Source organism: Brevundimonas sp. GW821-FHT10E09, from assembly GCF_058809375.1.
On sequence record NZ_JBXASO010000002.1, the window covers coordinates 186,074 to 202,115 of the forward strand.

Genomic DNA, 16,042 nt, shown 5'->3' on the forward strand with positions numbered 1-16,042 from the left:
TCGGTCTGCAATATGTCTATACAATACCGGGGCGGTCGGCTAGCGATTCCTGTGAGATGTTGGATGGCGGACCATGGAATGTGATCGCGTCTGGACCAATGCACGGCTGGCGACGGTCGCGCCCGACGCTTCTGGTCTCGGGATCGTCGAGAATGGGGTCATCGCCGCCCGTGACGGGTTCATCGTCCACGTCGGCGCTGCCTCCGAAGCACCTTCGTTTGATCCCGCCGAGATCATCGACTGCGGGGGCCGGTGGATCACCCCCGGCCTGATCGATCCGCACACCCATCTGGTTTACGGCGGCGACCGCGCCCACGAGTTCGAAGTCAGGCTGGCCGGCGCCACCTATGAGGAGATCGCGCGCGCGGGCGGCGGCATCGCCTCGACGGTCGCGGCGACACGCGCGCTCGACGAGGCCGGTCTGATCGCCACGGCCTTGCCCAGGCTCGACGCCCTGATCGCCGAGGGCGCGACCACCGTCGAGATCAAGTCCGGCTATGGCCTGTCGCTTCAACACGAGCGGCTGTCGCTTCAAGCGGCGCGGCGGCTGGGCGAACTTCGCCCCGTGTCGATCCGCACGACCTTCCTCGGCGCTCACGCCCTGCCCCCCGAGTTCGCGGGCCAGGCCGACGCCTATATCGACCTCATCTGCCGCGAGATGATCCCTGCGCTCGCCGCCGAAGGCCTGATCGATGCGGTTGATGCGTTCTGCGAAGGTATCGGCTTCACCCCCGCCCAGACGCGCCGGGTGTTCGAAACGGCCAAGGCGCACGGCCTGCCCGTCAAACTCCATGCCGAGCAGTTGTCGAACCAGCACGGCGCGGCGCTCGCCGCCGAATTCGGCGCCCTGTCGGCCGACCATCTCGAATATCTGGATGACGCCGGGATCGCCGCTATGGCCCAGGCGGCCGTCGTCGCCACCCTGCTGCCCGGCGCCTATTATTTCATGCGCGAGACCCGCCTGCCGCCGATCGAGGCCTTGAGGACGGCAGGCGTTCCGATGGCTCTGGCCACCGATTGTAATCCCGGCACCTCGCCGCTGACCTCCCTGTTGCTGACGATGAACATGGCCGCGATCCTGTTTCGGATGACGGTCGACGAATGTCTGGCCGGCGTCACCCGCGAGGCCGCCCGCGCCTTGGGCCAACTCGACGAGATCGGCACGCTTGAGGTCGGCAAACGCTGCGACCTCGCCGTCTGGGACATCGAGCGGCCCGCCGACCTTGTCTACCGCATGGGGTTCAATCCGCTCCATGTCCGTGTCTGGAGAGGTCAATGACCGAAACGATTACTCTGAAGCCGGGCGAGGTCAGCCTGTCCGAGTGGCGCGCTGTCTATCTGGGCGCGGGGGCCGTCCTGCACGCGAGCGCCGCCGAGCCGATCCGGGCCAGCGCCGCAGCGGTCGAGCGCATCCTGGCGCGCGGCGAGCCAGTCTACGGGATCAACACCGGTTTCGGAAAACTGGCCTGCGTCCGCATCGAGGCGGGCGACCTGGCCACGCTTCAGCGCAACATCGTCCTGTCCCATGCGGCCGGCATAGGAGACCCGTCGCCAACGCCGGTGATCCGCCTGATGATGGCCCTGAAACTGGCCAGCCTCGCCCAAGGCGCGTCCGGCGTGCAGCCAGAGACGGTCGCTTTGCTGGAGGCGCTGATCGTCCGCAACCTGACGCCGATCATTCCGTGCCAGGGATCGGTTGGCGCATCCGGCGACCTGGCGCCTCTGGCCCATATGGCCGCCGCCATGATCGGGGTGGGCCAGATCGAGGCTGGGGGCGTCCGTCGTCCTGCCGCCGAGGCGCTCGCCGAGGCGGGGCTGGAGCCCCTGACGTTGGGGCCGAAAGAGGGCCTGGCCTTGCTTAACGGCACCCAGTTCTCGACCGCGAATGCGCTCGCCGCCGTGTTCGGTGCCGAGACCTTGTTCCAGAGCGCGCTCGTCTCCGGCGCCCTGTCCACGGAAGCGGCCAAGGGATCGGACACCCCGTTCGATCCGCGCATCCACGTCCTGCGCCGTCACGCCGGTCAGATCGAGACGGCGGCGGCGCTGCGATCCCTCATGGGCGGCTCGGACATCCGGGCGTCCCACGCCGTCGACGACGAACGAGTCCAGGATCCCTATTGCCTGCGTTGCCAGCCCCAGGTGATGGGCGCGGTGCTCGACGTGCTGCGACAAGCCGCCACCACCCTGTCGATCGAGGCCAACTGCGTCAGCGACAATCCGCTGATCTTCTGGGACACGGACGAAGCCCTGTCCGGCGGCAATTTCCACGCCGAACCCGTCGCGTTCGCCGCCGACATGATCGCGCTCACCATCTGCGAGATCGGCTCCCTGTCGGAGCGGCGGATCGCGATGCTGGTGGACCCGGCATTGTCCGGCCTGCCCGCATTCCTGACCGCGCGGCCGGGGCTGAACTCGGGTTTCATGATCCCCCAGGTGACCGCCGCTGCGCTCGTCTCGGAGAACAAGCAGAAGGCCTATCCGGCCAGCGTCGATTCCATCCCGACCTCCGCCAATCAGGAGGACCATGTCTCAATGGCCGCCCACGGCGCGAGGCGGCTTCTGGCGATGGTCGAATCGGCCAACGCCGTCGTCGGCATTGAACTTCTGGCTGCGGCCCAAGGCTGCGACTTCCATCGCCCACTGGGGTCGAGCACCGCGTTGGAAGCTGTCCGCAGCCTGATCCGCGAGGGCGTCCCGCATCTCGACGAAGACCGCCATTTCCATCCCGACATCGAGGCCGCCCTCTCCTTGGTACGGTCCGGCGCGGCGGTCGAGGCGGCCGGCGTCGCGCTTCCCGGGATCTGCTGATGGACTGGCTTGAAATCCATCGTGGAACCGCACCCCTGATCATCAGCCTCCCGCACACCGGCTCGGATATTCCGGACGAACTCGTGGGCGAATTTGTCTCGCCCTGGCTGGCGACGAAGGACGCTGACTGGTGGGTCGATAAGCTTTACGCCTTCGCGACCGATCTCGGCGCGACCACGGTGCGAACCCGGCTGAGTCGGAGCGTCATCGACGTGAACCGCGACCCTTCGGGCGCCTCTCTGTATCCCGGTCAGTTTACCACGGGCCTGTGCCCACGGGAGACATTCGACGGGGAGCCGCTGTACAAGATCGCAGGTCCGGATGCGCATGAGATCGAGCGGCGCCGCCAATCCTATTTCGAGCCCTACCATGTCGCTCTGCGCGATGAGATCGCCCGCATCTGCCGCCAGCATGATCGCATCGTCGTCTACGACGCCCACGCTATCCGATCGATGGTTCCCAACCTGTTCAACGGCGAACTGCCCAATCTAAACATCGGCACCAACGATGACCTCTCGTGCGATCCGGCCCTGACCCGCGCGGTCGAAGCCGCCTGCGACGCCGGGGCGTTCACCCGCGTCACCAACGGCCGATTCCGGGGCGGCTGGATTACGCGACACTATGGCAGGCCCGAGATCGGGATTCACGCCGTCCAGATGGAGCTGGCCTGTCGCGGCTATATGGACGACCCGGCCAAAGCGCCGGACCCCACGACATGGCCCTCAGCCTATGACCCTCAACAGGCTGAGCCCCTACGCGCCACCTTGCAGGCCGTCCTGACGGCCTGCCTGACCTTTGCTGAAACTCCGAGCCCGTCATGAACCGCAACGACCCCACCCGCGTCATCCGCAGCCCCCGCGGCCCCGAGCGCACCTGCAAGAGCTGGCTGACCGAGGCGGCGCTGCGGATGCTGATGAACAACCTCGATCCGGATGTCGCCGAACGGCCCGAGGAACTGGTCGTCTATGGCGGTATCGGTCGCGCCGCCCGCGACTGGAAGAGTTTCGACACCATCGTCGAGACCCTGCGCAGGCTCGAGGACGACGAGACCCTGCTGATCCAGTCGGGCAAGCCGGTCGGGGTGTTCCGCACCCACGCCGACGCCCCGCGCGTCCTGCTGGCCAACTCCAACCTCGTGCCCCACTGGGCGACCTGGGAGCATTTCAACGAACTCGATCGCAAGGGCCTGGCCATGTACGGCCAGATGACGGCCGGGTCGTGGATCTACATCGGGGCGCAGGGCATCGTTCAGGGCACCTATGAGACCTTCGTCGAGATGGGTCGCCAGCACTACGACGGCGACCTGTCGGGCCGCTGGCTGCTGACGGCGGGTCTTGGCGGCATGGGCGGAGCCCAGCCCCTGGCGGCGGTGATGGCGGGGGCGTCGTGCCTCGCCATCGAGTGTGACCCGAGCCGGATCGCCATGCGTCTGCGGACCGGCTATCTCGATCAATCGACCGAGGACCTCGACGAGGCGCTGGCGCTGATCAAGGCAGCCTGCGAAGCGAAGACTCCGATCTCGGTTGGATTGCTTGGCAACGCGGCCGAGCTTCTGCCCGAACTGTTCCGGCGCGGCGTCCGGCCTGACCTGCTGACCGACCAGACGTCCGCGCATGACCCGATCAACGGCTATCTGCCCAAGGGCTGGACCGTGGATCGCTGGAACGCCATGCGCGCCCAGGCGCCCGATCAGGTCGAACAGGCGGCGCGCGCCTCCATGGCTGAACACGTCCAATCGATGCTCGATTTTCAGGCGGCTGGGGTGCCCACCGTCGACTACGGCAACAACATCCGCCAGATGGCCAAGGAGGCCGGCGTCGCGAACGCCTTCGACTTCCCCGGCTTCGTCCCCGCTTATATCCGCCCGCTGTTCTGCCGGGGCATCGGCCCGTTTCGCTGGGTGGCCCTGTCCGGCGATCCCGAGGACATCGCCAGGACCGACGCCAAGGTGAAGGAACTGATCCCCGACAATCCTCACCTGCACAACTGGCTCGACATGGCGGCCGAGAAGATCAAGTTCCAGGGACTTCCCGCCCGCATCTGCTGGGTCGGACTGGGCGACCGTGACCGGCTCGGTCTCGCCTTCAACGAAATGGTGGCCTCGGGCGAGCTGAAGGGCCCGATCGTCATCGGTCGCGACCATCTTGATTCCGGCTCAGTCGCTTCGCCCAACCGCGAGACCGAGGCCATGCGCGACGGCTCGGACGCGGTGTCGGACTGGCCGCTATTGAACGCCTTGCTCAGCACGGCATCAGGCGCGACCTGGGTGTCGCTGCACCATGGCGGCGGGGTCGGGATGGGCTTTTCCCAGCACGCCGGAATGGTGATCGTCGCCGACGGGACCGAGGCGGCGGCCAGGCGGATCGCGCGCGTGCTGTGGAACGACCCGGCGACCGGAGTCATGCGCCATGCCGACGCCGGCTACGACATCGCCCTGAACACCGCCCGCGAGAAAGGGCTCGACCTGCCCGGCGTTCTCGGATGATCACCACGGTCCTTCCCGCATCGGAACGGACCGCCACACCTTGGAAGAACGGGGGCGGCGTCACCCGCGAGGTCGCGGTGTGGCCCCCGGGCGCCGGCCTCGACGATTTCGACTGGCGCGTCAGCATGGCGGAGGTCAGGGAGCCGGGCGCCTTCTCCCTCTTCCCCGGCGTCGAACGCTGCCTGACGGTGATCGAGGGCGGACTGCGCCTTACCTTCGGCGGAGGGCACGCCGTGTCGATAAACGCACGCTCCGAGCCGTCAATCTTTCCGGGCGATCGGGCCTGTCACGGCCTGCCTGTCGGGGGGCCGGTGGTGGACCTCAATGTGATGGTTCGTCGAGGCCGTTTTCGCTCGCAGGTCGAGCGGCTGTCAAACGCCCGATGGCGCCCCATTGGTGACGTCGCACTCCTGATTGCGCTCGAACCCCTCAGTGTCATCGAGGAGACCAGGTCAGACCAAAGGACCACCTTGGGGGCCCTCGACGGACTGATCTGCGGCTTCGCCCCTGCGGCTCCAACGCTTCAGGTCGGCGGCCGCGCTCTCGGCGTGTCGATATCGGCCCTGTGATACTTGGCGAATCCTCGCTTACCGACGACGGGAGGCGATGGCGGTGCGCGCCCGGGCGACAGGCTCCGTGACATAGCTGAAATCGGAGGGACGGAAGGCGCGGAACAGCAGGATCAGCCCGCTGATCGCCAGCCAGAGGATTCCCGTGGCGACGGTGATGATCAGAGGGTGGTTGAAGCTTTCGCGCTTGGTGTAATCCATGATGTGGATCATCCAGAACACGTCCCAGAGCCTCCAGGTGTCGGTGCGTCGCTCCAATACCTCTCCGGTCGCCTCGGAAAGCAGAAGGGTTGTCTTCTCAGGATCGGCGAACTCCACCCGCCACAAGGGCAGCGGCAGTTTGCGCGTTTCGACGTCGCCTTCGGTGACCCTTCGCACGGAGGCGACAGCCTGGGCGCCGCTGAAGGCGGCTGTCGCCAGCGCGGACGCCCGGCCGGCGTCGATGGCGAGGGGCGCGCCTGTTACGGCGTCGATCAACCGGACGCCGGTGGGCGTCGCCGCCTGGTAGACATAGGCTGAGCCCAGCGGTTTCAAGCGAAGACTGGTGATCGGCTGGCCGATCCTCTCGGCCACCTGGCCCAGCGGCAGAACGGCGCCAGGAATGACGACGGCGGCGGGTTCACGCACCGAGGTCGCGCCCGAGACCTTGTCGGTGTCAAGCAGCGCCATCATGGCCCCGCTGAAGCTCCAGAGGATGAACTGGAGGCCCAGGATGAGGCCGACCCATTTGTGGAGTGTGCGGATCAGGAACATCGGTGCGGCCTCACGCTTTGGCCGGACGCGCGCGGCGCCGACGACGGAAACTGTAGAAGAGAAGCCAGGCCCCGGTGAGAGAGGTGATGAAGGCCATCCAGGTCGCGATGCGCAACAGGATGTTGTTCACATTGTCCCGGGTCTCGTAGTCCATGATGTGCAGCATCCAGACGAAGTCGAACGTCCGCCAGAGGTCGTGGCGCTTGGCCATCAGTTCCCCGGTCTGGGGCGAGATGTAGAGGGTCGGCTTCCACGCTCCTTCGTACTGCACGCGCCACAAGGGCGCGGGCCGGCCGCGCAACTCCCCGGGCGCTTCGCTGAGGAGCTCGGCGTCTACGATTTCGCCTTGCTCGGCGAAATGCGCGTTGGCGCGCGCCCGAACGGCGGCCTCGCCCAGCGGCGATAGCTGCGTGCCGGTCTGCGCATCGACCAGTCGAGACCCGCCGGACCCGCCAATGATATAGACCGGGCGCCCCAACTGGGTTTCGAGCCTGACGGTTTCGGCGCCCGCCGCGAGCGCGCTTGGCTCGACCAGCGAAGCGAGGTTCAACGGCGTGGCCGGGATAGGCCGCACGAGACGGTCGCCGTGGATAATGTCGATATGGACGGCCGTCATGTAGAGGCCGCCCGCCGTCCAGAACACGGCCTGGATGGCGAGCAAAAGGCCGAGCCACTTGTGGGATGTTCTGGCAAGGGCCGGCAATCGCATGGGCGGTCTCTCGATAAGCTAGGTCGCAAAACGCACCCGCCGGGCGGCTGGAAGCCACCCGGCGGGCACAAGACTTAGTTGAAGCGGTAGGTCAGACGGACATAGCCGCGGCGACCCAGGAGATCATAGGTCATCGTGTCGGTGTTGCCGTCTGTCCAGCTCTTGATGAACGGAGCCTTCTTGTCGAACAGGTTATCGACGCCGAAGGCGATATCGGCGCTTTCTCCCAGGCGATAGGCGAACTGCGCATTGTGATAGAAGACATTCGGCGAGGTGTAGCCGATGTCCGTCGGTGCGGCGTTGAAGTCGGTCGCTTCCCCGATCATCTGCACCGAATAGGCGCCCGTCCAACGCGCGTCTGTCACCGAGACGCTGGCCAGCGAACGCCAGTGCGGATAGCCGCCGTTGCCACCGCCGATATGGCCGGCGAATTCGATGGGGGCCCCGCCCTGGAACGGCGTGATCGTGTACTCGTCGAGATAGGTTGTGTTCCAGTCGAGGCTGACCTGACGGTCCCAGAGGTCAAAGGCGTAGCGCAACCCGATATCGACGCCCGTCATCTGTTCCTCACCCGCGTTGGAGGGTTGAGCCGACAGATAGTTGACCTCGCCCGTTAGGGTGCTGCGAGTGAAGTTCGTCGGGCCGCAGAATGGATGGCTCAGTCCGACCGAGGCGTAGCAGACCGCCAGGCGGGTCGACCCCGGGATGGAGCGGATCGCATCGGTGATCTTTATGTCGAAATAGTCGACGGTCATCGACAGGCCTGACAGCTGCGAGGGTTGCCAGACCAGGCCGAGCGTGAGGGTTTCGGTCGATTCCGGTTGAAGAGCGGAGTTGCCTCCCACCGTCGTCAGAATAGAGTTGCCCAGTTGCACATAGTTCGCCGGCACGCCGGAAGCTCGACAGTTGGCGACCAGGGTGGCGTTGGCGCTGGTGGAATAGCGGCTGCACGGATCGGTCGTCGTCAGATTGCCCTCGGCGACACCGCCGAACAGTTCCGGAACGCTCGGGATACGGAAGCCCGTGCCGAAGGTCGCCCGCAACCGAAGGTCGTTGATGACCGTCCAGTTGAGACCCAGCTTGTAGGTCGTGTTGTCGCCGAACAGGTTGTAGTCCGAATAGCGAACGGCGGCGTCCAGATCGAGCGCTTGGATGAAGGGCAAGTCCGCTAGCAGAGGTGCGGACAGCTCCAGATAGGCTTCCTTGGCGGTGACGCTGCCCGCAATGGGCGACTGCTGGTTGGTGTTGGCGATGCCGAGCACCGTCAGCGCATCCGGATTCCGGTAGCCTTCCTCCTCACGGTAGACGAGGCCTGCGGCCATGGCGAGAGGGCCGGCGGGAAGCTGCAGCACCGTGCCGGTCACGTCGGCGGTGACGCTGCGCTGCTCGTTGCCGCCGGTGTCGCGAGAGGTGAACAGGATATAGTTGAGGACCTGGGGACTGATGTCTCCGAAGCCGAGGTAGTCGCCGCAGGGAATGGCCGCGCCGGCGGCGGAACTGCAAACCGCCGTGTTGAGCGTGTTGCGAACCCTCTCCAGGTTGGCGACGTTGGTGCTGCCGTCGACACCGGTGCTACGTCCCCAGTTGGCGGCGACTTCCCAGCTCCAGTCGCCCATGAAGTCGCCCCGCGCGCCTCCTACGAAACGATAGGTGTCCGTCTCCTGGAAGAACTGGCGCGGGCCGGGTTCCAGAAGTCGGCGCTGGATGAGCGTGATGTTCTGACCCGTCGGATTCGTCGGGTTCGTGGCGGGGATGGCCAGGTTTCGCAGCGTTCCGGGCGAGGCCACCTGATTACTCTTGCGATGGGTGAAGAAGGCTTCTCCGAACAGGGTGACGTTGTCGGTCAACCGGTAGTCGGCAAGGAAGGCCGTGCTGAACCGTTCGATCGGGGAGACCGCGTTCAGATAAGAGTTGGAGTTGAAGTTGTGCTTGGCGGCGTCATACGGCTCGTAGAAATTCCCGTTTCCGCCCGGCGTCTGGTTGAAGTTGATCTGCTGACCGTTTGGCAATACGGCCCGCCCGCCGATCGTCGAGGCGCTCGATACGCAGACCAGCTGACCGCCAACTTCGCCGAGTCCGCAAGCGGCGCGATCAGCCAGATTGACCGCTTCGGTTTGCTGATAAGACAGGCCGGCGACGACCCGACCCCGGTCGCTGTGGATTCCCCAGAGCAGGTCTAGAGTGTAGTCTTGGCCATCGCCCTCGTCTGTGATGCCGTACTTGCCGGAGAGCTTGAGGCCTTCGAAGTCGTTGGCTGTGATAATGTTGACCACGCCTGCGACCGCGTCGGCGCCGTAGATCGCCGAGGCACCGTCCTTTAGGACGTCGATACGCTGAATGATCGCGGTGGGGATCATATTCAGGTCGGGTGCGCTGTTGGCGCCGGTACCCCCATTGACCACGCGACGGCCGTTGATGAGCGTCAGAGTTCGGTTGATGCCGAGGCCGCGGAGATTAACCTGTGCGGTGCCGTAGCCGTTGCCGGTCCAATAGGCGTTGGTCTGCCCCCCGGCGTTGCCTGCAGAGGCCGGCAAGCGCTGCAGTAGGTTCTCGAGATTCGTGATCCCGGTGTTGGCGATCTGCTCTTCGGTGATCACCGTGGCGGGGCCGACGCCGCTGATGTCCGCCCGTTTAATGCGGGTCCCTGTCACGACGACTTCATCGATATTGGTGGTCGCATCCTGGGCCGAGGCGGCCGCAGCACCCAGGGTCGAGGTGATGACCGCACCTGCGAACAAAAGCCTCTTTCTCATACGGTTCATCGTGGTTCCCCTTGCCGGTTCAGCTCCCGATAGCCGTCCCTGTGCGGACAAAGCTCCGACCCTCACTACGTCGAGTCAAGACATGTATAGACATATTAAGAGGTCAGAAGTTCTCTTCGCCTTGCTAAAAGGAAGCAAATACGATAAAATAATTGCTCGGAAAGACGATAATGCGCAATAAAACTCCCGCCTTATCGGAACCAAGGGTTGGACGTGGCTTTTTCAAGGCGTGGCCAAACTTGTTCGCAAAAGCGATGGTGCAGCGCAAAAGCCACAGAGCTCAAGACGTTGGCGTTGAACATAGCTTTACGCAGGGCGACGCCCGGCCCCTCCAAAAAAGTCGGCTGTCGCGATCATTTTTATCAAGGGCAATTTTAGCGCACCGGCGAGGTTCCGGATCACTCTCACGGAAGGGCGGTTCAAATTCGCAGAACGCCTATCTTGAGGCCACCGTCTCGGGCTAAGCCTTGCTTTCTCACGTCAGAGGGCCACAGCACCCTGATGAGTGAAATCGGAGACCTGGACGAAGGCGACCGTGTCGCTAGGCTCAACAGGGATTGTTTCTGCGTCACCCTGGACCAGACCAGCTTGATGGCGGCCGTCAGCGCGGAAGCCGACAATGCGGAGCTCGTCGGTGCGCTTCTCGCTTCGACGCCCAACCTGTTCTCGGGCGGACCCGTCTTCATATCGGCGGTCGACCTCAGGGCAATGCTCGACGTCGTCGCCGCCATCGAAGCCGCAGCGACGATCCCGGCGTATCAAGACGGGGTTCTGCGCTGGGCGCCGGCGATCGCTCGCCCGGACTTCGGCCCGCGCGGAGTTTTCATGGGCTATGATTTTCACTTGGGCGGGGACGGCCCCAAACTTATCGAGGTGAATACGAACGCCGGGGGCGCATTCCTGAACGCCTTGTTCGCTCGCGCCCAGGGCGCATGCTGCCGGGAGGCCCGTGAAGCCACGGGCTCCAGCCCGTCCGTCGCGTTTGAAACCGCTGCCTGGCGAATGTTCCTGCACGAATGGTCTCTGCAGGGACGGTCCGGACAGCCGCGCACGGTCGCTATCGTTGATGACGCCCCCAAGGATCAGTTTCTGTTCCCGGAGTTTCTGCTGGCGCAGGGTGTCCTAGAGCGGCACGGTGTGAAGGCCTGGATCGTTGATCCCTCCGAACTCCGCATGCGCGAGGGTCGCTTGGAGCATGACGGCCAAGTTGTGGATCTTGTCTACAACCGCCTGGTGGATTTCGCCCTCGACGCCGCCGGGCACGAAGCCTTGCGCCAGGCCTATCTCGACGACGCCGTCGTGCTGACCCCTAACCCCCGCAATCACGCTCTGTTCGCCGACAAGCGGAATCTCAGCCTGTTGTCGGACGCGGTCATGGTCGCCGGTTGGGGGCTCGCGACCCACCACCAGCGCAGCCTTTCGGCGATCCCGCGGACACGCCTGGTGACAGCCGAAAACGCGGAGGAACTCTGGGCGGAACGCAACCGGCATTTCTTTAAGCCGGCCGGAGGTCATGGCGGGAAAGCCGTTTATCGGGGCGACAAGATCACAAGGCGGGTATGGGCGGACATCCAGCTCGGCGGCTACATCGCCCAGGAACTCGCCAAGCCCAGTGAACGTCTGGTCAAGGTCGACGGCGAAATTCAATCCCTGAAGCTGGACGTCCGGCTCTATACCTACGAGGGCGCAGCCTTGGCGAACGCGGCGCGTCTCTATCAGGGCCAGACCACAAATTTCAGAACCCCGGGCGGCGGCTTTGCTCCGCTCTTCGTCGTTTAGGCCCAAGCTCTTCGGGATCAGGGTACTTCAGTCATCGAATCTCGCGCTGGCCCAAAGTAGCGCGAGCGTCAGAGCTCAGGGCAGGGTGCCGAGAGCAGCCATTTCAACCCGAGCGCAAGGCGAAGTTGGTGACGGCCATCGGATCTGATCGCACCCCGCGACGGTCTAGGCAGGAACGCAGCAGCCCCACCAGGGAGGCAACAGTGCCGCGCCTTCACGCGAGGCGAGGCTCGAGTTCGACAAACGAGACGGCATGCTTTTTCAGGGCGCTTCACCCGATTTCACTGCAATCCACTCCGGCCCAAGCAGGCAGACACGGGAAACCAAGGGGCATTTGGTAGCGGTGTGGTAGCGGCAGGGAAAAAGGAGGGAGGCGATCCCGAAGGACCGCCTCTGCCTAACCTCTTGATAGCCTTAGCTATCTCGACTGGAGCGGGCGAAGAGATTCGAACTCTCGACCCCAACCTTGGCAAGGTTGTGCTCTACCACTGAGCTACGCCCGCACTCCGTAGGAGCTAGGTGCGCTCCCCGTCGAGGAGGGGGCGTATAGCGGAGGGTTGCGGCAGGCCGCAACCCCTTTTTTTGGGCTATCGCACTTCGTGCTGCTTGAGCCCAATTTCTCGGACCGTTTCAGCACCCCACACGCCCTTGGCGCTCAAGCAGCGAGCTTCGTCATTCCCGCGAAGGCGGGAACGCGTCGCGAGCGTAGCGCCCCCCGCGCCTCAGCGCGGCGCCAGTCTGATAGCCCCGTCCAGGCGGATGCACTCGCCGTTGATATAGACGTTGCGCGCCAGCTCCAGCACCAGGGAGGCGTAGTCGGCGGGCGTGCCCAGGCGGCTGGGGAAGGGGATGGCGGCGGCCAGGGCGTCCTGGATCTTCTGGTCCATCCCGGCCATCATCGGCGTCCACATGATGCCGGGCAGGATGGTGTTGCAGCGCACCCCTTCCTGGGCCAGATCCCGCGCGATCGGCAGGGTCATGGCGTAGACCCCGCCCTTGGACGCCGAATAGGCCGCCTGGCCGATCTGGCCGTCCTGGGCCGCCACCGACGCCGTATTGACGATCAGGCCGCGCTCGCCGTCCGCCATCGGCTCCAGCGTCACCATGCCCGCCGCCGACTGCGACAGGACGCGGAAGGTGCCGAACAGATTGACCCGCACGGTGCGTTCGAACTGGGCCATGTCGTGGGCCTTGATCTCGCCGGTGTCCTTCTTGCGCGAGACGGTCTTCATTCCGGTGGCGATGCCGGCGCAGTTGACGGTCAGCCGCTCCTGGCCGTGGGCGGCGCGGGCCTTGGCGAAGGCGGCGGCGACCGAGGCGTCGTCGGTGACGTCCACTTGGCAGAAGACGCCGCCGATCTCGGCCGCGATGGCCTCGCCCTTCTCGGCGTTCAGGTCGAACAGGGCGACCTTGGCCCCGGTGGCGGCGATGGCGCGCGCCGTGCCTTCGCCCAGACCCGAGGCGCCGCCCGTGACCACGGCGGAAATGGTGCTGTCGAGTTTCATCCCGGTCATTCCTATGTTGTACTGAACCTGAGTTTCGTTTGAGGATTTAGCGGCCATGAGCGCCAAAGCCAAACCCGTCGACGCCCTGGACCCGCGAAAGGCCCTCGTGCCCTCTGTCGTCAAGGTCAACGAGGTGCGCATCGCCAAGGGCTTCTGGCCCAAGATCCAGCGCACGGCCGCCCGCATCCCCTTCGCAGATCAGGCCCTGGCCGCCTGGTACGCCGCGCGCGACCCGGCGACGCCCTTGCCGGCCAAGGGCATGATCTTCGCCGGCCTGGCCTATTTCATCATGCCGATCGACGCGATCCCCGACCTGTTCGCCGGCATCGGCTATACCGACGACGCGGCCGTGATCGCCGCCCTAATCGCCACCCTGGGCGCCAACATCAAACGCCGCCACCGCGACCAGGCCGAGGACGCGGTTCAGCGGCTGAAGGGGAAATAGTCCAACCCCTCTCCCCTTGCGGGAGAGGAGACCGCGCACGGCGGCGCAGCCGTCGTCCTGGCGCGGTCGGGCGAAGGGTCGCGCCGGCCTCGCCGTTTCGCACAAACCCCTCATCCGGCCCTTCGGGCCACCTTTTCCCGCAAGGGGAGAAGGTGGCTCAATCCCCCACCGTCACAACGATCTTGCCCAGAGCCTGACGGTCGCCCAGCGCCTTGATCGCCTCCCCGGCCTTCTCCAGCGGGAAGGTCTGCGACACGCGCGGCCGGATCTTGCCTTCGGCGTACATCTGCATCAGCTCGGTCATGTTGGCGGCGTGCCCCTTCGGATCACGCGCCACGGCCGCGCCCCAGAAGACCCCGATCACAGACACCGACTTCAGCAGGGTCAGGTTCAGCGGCAGGGACGGGATTCCCGCCGGGAAGCCGACCACCAGATAGCGCCCGTTCCAGTCCATGGCCCGCAGCGCCGGATCGGCGTAGTCGCCGCCCACCGCGTCATAGACCACGTCGGCCCCGTCTCGCCCCGTCGCCAGTTTGAACTCGCCCGACAGTTCCTTCTGCGCCGCCCTGTCCATCGGCCCGGTTGGATAGATCAGGCCGTTGTCGGCCCCCAGGTCCAAAGCGAACTGGACCTTGTCATTGGTCGAGGCGGCGGCCACGACCCGCGCCCCCATGGCCTTGCCCAGTTCGACCGCGGCGGCGCCCACGCCCCCGGCCGCCCCCAACACCAGCAGGGTCTCTCCGGCCTTCAGCTGCGCCCGGTCCTTGAGCGCATAATAGCTGGTGCCATAGGTCATGATCAGGGCCGCCGCCTCTTCGAAGCTCATGGCCTCTGGAATGGGAATGACCGTCTCGACCCGCACCGCCAGCCGCTCCACCAGCCCGCCCCAGCCGGGCACGGCGATGACCCGGTCGCCCTTGGCCACGCCCTTGACGCCCTCGCCCACCGCCTCGACCACGCCAGCGACCTCGGCGCCGGGCGAGAACGGCCGTTCGGGACGGAACTGGTATTTGTCCTCGATGATCAGCGTGTCGGGATAGTTGATCCCCACGGCCTTGACCTCGATCACCACCTCGCCCGCCTTGGGCGTGGGATCGAGCACGTCTTCCACCACCAGGGTTTCGGGACCGCCAGGAGCCTTGGACAAGACAGCGCGCATTATTCCTCCTTGGCCTAGCGCGCTTCGCACGACTTGAGGCCGTTGGTTTATTGGACAAGCCGACATGGCGCGGCCTTCATCCCAACGCTAAAGAGCGCCACGCCCGATTGAAAGAGGCGACAGAAACAGGCTCAGGAAGACGACATGACCGCCCTCATCCTCCATGGCGGCGCCGGCGCCCGGCGCGAACGCAACTATGACGCCGAGGTCGCGCACATGCGCCAGGTGGTCGAGGCCATGAAGGCGCGGCTGGACGTGGGCGACAGCGCCCTGGACGTCGCCGTGGCGGCCGTGACCATGCTCGAGGATTCCGGCCTCTATGTCGCCGGCAAGGGCGCCTCTCCCAATCTGGCCGGCGCCTATGAGCTGGACGCCAGCCTGATGGACGGATCGACCAAGCGCGCCGGGTCGGTCGCCGCCCTGCAAGGCTTCCGCAACCCCGTCGTCGCCGCCCGCGCCGTCATGGACCGCACGCCCCACGTCATGCTGGTCGGCGAGGGCGCGGCCCTGTTCGCGCACGATCAGGGGCTGGAGCCCATCGTCGACGAGGCCGCCTGGTACACCGGCGCCGGCCAGGGCGAGGACAATCATCCGCCCGGAACCCTAAGCCACGGCACGGTCGGCGCCTGCGTGCTGGACAGCCGGGGCCGCCTCGCCGCCGCCACCTCGACCGCCGGGGTCTTCGGCAAGATGCCGGGCCGCGTCGGCGACACCCCCATCCCCGCCGCCGGAACCTGGGCCGACGGCCACGCCGCGACCTCCTGCACCGGCCAGGGCGAATATTTCATCCGCGTCGCCGCCGCCGCCCAGGTCGCCTGGCGCGTCGCCGCCGGCCAGACCCTGGCCGCCGCCACCCAGGCCGTGATCGACGAGATCGGCGGGATGGGGGGCGACGGCGGAATGATCGCCCTCGACGCCGCCGGAAACATCGCCTGCCCTTTCAACAGCCAGGGCATGAAGCGCGCCTGGCTGACGTCCGCCGGCGATATCGGCGTCGAGGTGTTCGGACGCTGAAGATTACAGCTCTGTAAGGTGCGTTGCGGGCAATCGCTGATACGGTCCAGCCGC

At 65.7% G+C, this 16,042-nt stretch carries 13 protein-coding genes and 1 tRNA gene; 8 read left to right on the plus strand and 6 right to left on the minus strand.

Annotated elements, in window-relative coordinates; translation table 11 throughout:
* Positions 1 to 73: 73 nt before the first annotated feature.
* From hutI to AC1RSI_RS02935, 5 genes are read left to right on the plus strand one after another with little or no spacing between them, the layout of a single operon-like run.
* Positions 74 to 1,279: an imidazolonepropionase gene (hutI, locus tag AC1RSI_RS02915; RefSeq protein ID WP_248120154.1), complete on the plus strand. Its 1,206-nt coding sequence runs from the start codon at positions 74 to 76 to the stop codon at positions 1,277 to 1,279.
* Entirely contained in the window at positions 1,264 to 2,808 is a 1,545-nt protein-coding gene (gene hutH, locus AC1RSI_RS02920; RefSeq protein WP_248120225.1) for a histidine ammonia-lyase, read from the plus strand. Before hutI ends, hutH begins: the two co-directional genes overlap by 16 nt.
* Positions 2,808 to 3,629, plus strand: a complete 822-nt coding sequence (gene hutG / locus AC1RSI_RS02925; protein WP_248120152.1) for an N-formylglutamate deformylase — start codon at positions 2,808 to 2,810, stop codon at positions 3,627 to 3,629. Before hutH ends, hutG begins: the two co-directional genes overlap by 1 nt.
* Positions 3,626 to 5,293, plus strand: coding sequence for a urocanate hydratase (gene hutU, locus AC1RSI_RS02930; RefSeq protein WP_248120150.1), 1,668 nt, complete (start codon positions 3,626 to 3,628; stop codon positions 5,291 to 5,293). Before hutG ends, hutU begins: the two co-directional genes overlap by 4 nt.
* Positions 5,290 to 5,862, plus strand: coding sequence for a HutD/Ves family protein (locus AC1RSI_RS02935; RefSeq protein ID WP_248120148.1), 573 nt, complete (start codon positions 5,290 to 5,292; stop codon positions 5,860 to 5,862). The genes hutU and AC1RSI_RS02935 overlap by 4 nt, the downstream gene beginning before the upstream one ends.
* Before the next feature lie 18 nt (positions 5,863 to 5,880).
* Here the strand turns inward: AC1RSI_RS02935 and AC1RSI_RS02940 are convergent, their stop codons facing one another.
* The 3 genes from AC1RSI_RS02940 to AC1RSI_RS02950 form a co-directional block, all read right to left on the minus strand.
* Positions 5,881 to 6,615, minus strand: a complete 735-nt coding sequence (locus tag AC1RSI_RS02940) for a PepSY domain-containing protein (RefSeq protein WP_248120147.1) — start codon at positions 6,613 to 6,615, stop codon at positions 5,881 to 5,883.
* A 10-nt stretch (positions 6,616 to 6,625) separates the two neighbouring features.
* The gene (locus AC1RSI_RS02945; protein WP_248120145.1) at positions 6,626 to 7,324 is read right to left on the minus strand and encodes a PepSY domain-containing protein; all 699 of its coding nucleotides are present in this window, start codon (positions 7,322 to 7,324) and stop codon (positions 6,626 to 6,628) included.
* A gap of 74 nt (positions 7,325 to 7,398) precedes the next feature.
* Positions 7,399 to 10,086 carry a TonB-dependent receptor domain-containing protein gene (locus tag AC1RSI_RS02950; RefSeq protein WP_248120143.1) on the minus strand — a complete coding sequence of 896 codons (2,688 nt, stop codon included), beginning with the start codon at positions 10,084 to 10,086 and terminating at the stop codon, positions 7,399 to 7,401.
* Between the two features lie 501 nt (positions 10,087 to 10,587).
* Between AC1RSI_RS02950 and AC1RSI_RS02955 the strand changes: the two genes are divergently transcribed.
* Entirely contained in the window at positions 10,588 to 11,865 is a 1,278-nt protein-coding gene (locus AC1RSI_RS02955; RefSeq protein WP_248120141.1) for an ATP-grasp domain-containing protein, read from the plus strand.
* Between the two features lie 428 nt (positions 11,866 to 12,293).
* On the opposite strand, the gene AC1RSI_RS02960 is transcribed toward AC1RSI_RS02955, so the two are convergent.
* Positions 12,294 to 12,368 (minus strand) — tRNA-Gly (locus AC1RSI_RS02960).
* A 219-nt stretch (positions 12,369 to 12,587) separates the two neighbouring features.
* Positions 12,588 to 13,370, minus strand: a complete 783-nt coding sequence (locus AC1RSI_RS02965) for an SDR family NAD(P)-dependent oxidoreductase (RefSeq protein WP_040349825.1) — start codon at positions 13,368 to 13,370, stop codon at positions 12,588 to 12,590.
* Positions 13,371 to 13,425: 55 nt separating this feature from the next.
* Between AC1RSI_RS02965 and AC1RSI_RS02970 the strand changes: the two genes are divergently transcribed.
* The gene (locus tag AC1RSI_RS02970) at positions 13,426 to 13,815 is read left to right on the plus strand and encodes a YkvA family protein (protein WP_008258645.1); all 390 of its coding nucleotides are present in this window, start codon (positions 13,426 to 13,428) and stop codon (positions 13,813 to 13,815) included.
* Between the two features lie 157 nt (positions 13,816 to 13,972).
* Here AC1RSI_RS02970 and AC1RSI_RS02975 read toward each other — a convergent pair whose 3' ends face one another.
* On the minus strand, positions 13,973 to 14,974 hold the full coding sequence (locus AC1RSI_RS02975) for an NADPH:quinone oxidoreductase family protein (RefSeq protein WP_035307540.1): 1,002 nt from the start codon (positions 14,972 to 14,974) through the stop codon (positions 13,973 to 13,975).
* A 144-nt stretch (positions 14,975 to 15,118) separates the two neighbouring features.
* Here AC1RSI_RS02975 and AC1RSI_RS02980 point away from each other — a divergent pair, with 144 nt between their 5' ends.
* A complete protein-coding gene (locus AC1RSI_RS02980) occupies positions 15,119 to 15,988 on the plus strand; it encodes an isoaspartyl peptidase/L-asparaginase family protein (protein ID WP_008261662.1) in 870 nt (289 codons plus the stop codon).
* The last annotated feature ends 54 nt before the right edge of the window (positions 15,989 to 16,042 follow it).

Excerpts from the sequence above, each read along its gene's own strand:
- hutI (WP_248120154.1), top strand. The coding sequence starts at position 74 with ATGGAATGTGATCGCGTCTGGACCAATGCACGGCTGGCGACGGTCGCG.
- hutG (WP_248120152.1), top strand. The coding sequence starts at position 2,808 with ATGGACTGGCTTGAAATCCATCGTGGAACCGCACCCCTGATCATCAGC.
- hutU (WP_248120150.1), top strand. The coding sequence starts at position 3,626 with ATGAACCGCAACGACCCCACCCGCGTCATCCGCAGCCCCCGCGGCCCC.
- AC1RSI_RS02935 (WP_248120148.1), top strand. The coding sequence starts at position 5,290 with ATGATCACCACGGTCCTTCCCGCATCGGAACGGACCGCCACACCTTGG.
- AC1RSI_RS02940 (WP_248120147.1), bottom strand. The coding sequence starts at position 6,615 with ATGTTCCTGATCCGCACACTCCACAAATGGGTCGGCCTCATCCTGGGC.
- AC1RSI_RS02945 (WP_248120145.1), bottom strand. The coding sequence starts at position 7,324 with ATGCGATTGCCGGCCCTTGCCAGAACATCCCACAAGTGGCTCGGCCTT.
- AC1RSI_RS02950 (WP_248120143.1), bottom strand. The coding sequence starts at position 10,086 with ATGAACCGTATGAGAAAGAGGCTTTTGTTCGCAGGTGCGGTCATCACC.
- AC1RSI_RS02955 (WP_248120141.1), top strand. The coding sequence starts at position 10,588 with ATGAGTGAAATCGGAGACCTGGACGAAGGCGACCGTGTCGCTAGGCTC.
- AC1RSI_RS02965 (WP_040349825.1), bottom strand. The coding sequence starts at position 13,370 with ATGAAACTCGACAGCACCATTTCCGCCGTGGTCACGGGCGGCGCCTCG.
- AC1RSI_RS02970 (WP_008258645.1), top strand. The coding sequence starts at position 13,426 with ATGAGCGCCAAAGCCAAACCCGTCGACGCCCTGGACCCGCGAAAGGCC.
- AC1RSI_RS02975 (WP_035307540.1), bottom strand. The coding sequence starts at position 14,974 with ATGCGCGCTGTCTTGTCCAAGGCTCCTGGCGGTCCCGAAACCCTGGTG.
- AC1RSI_RS02980 (WP_008261662.1), top strand. The coding sequence starts at position 15,119 with ATGACCGCCCTCATCCTCCATGGCGGCGCCGGCGCCCGGCGCGAACGC.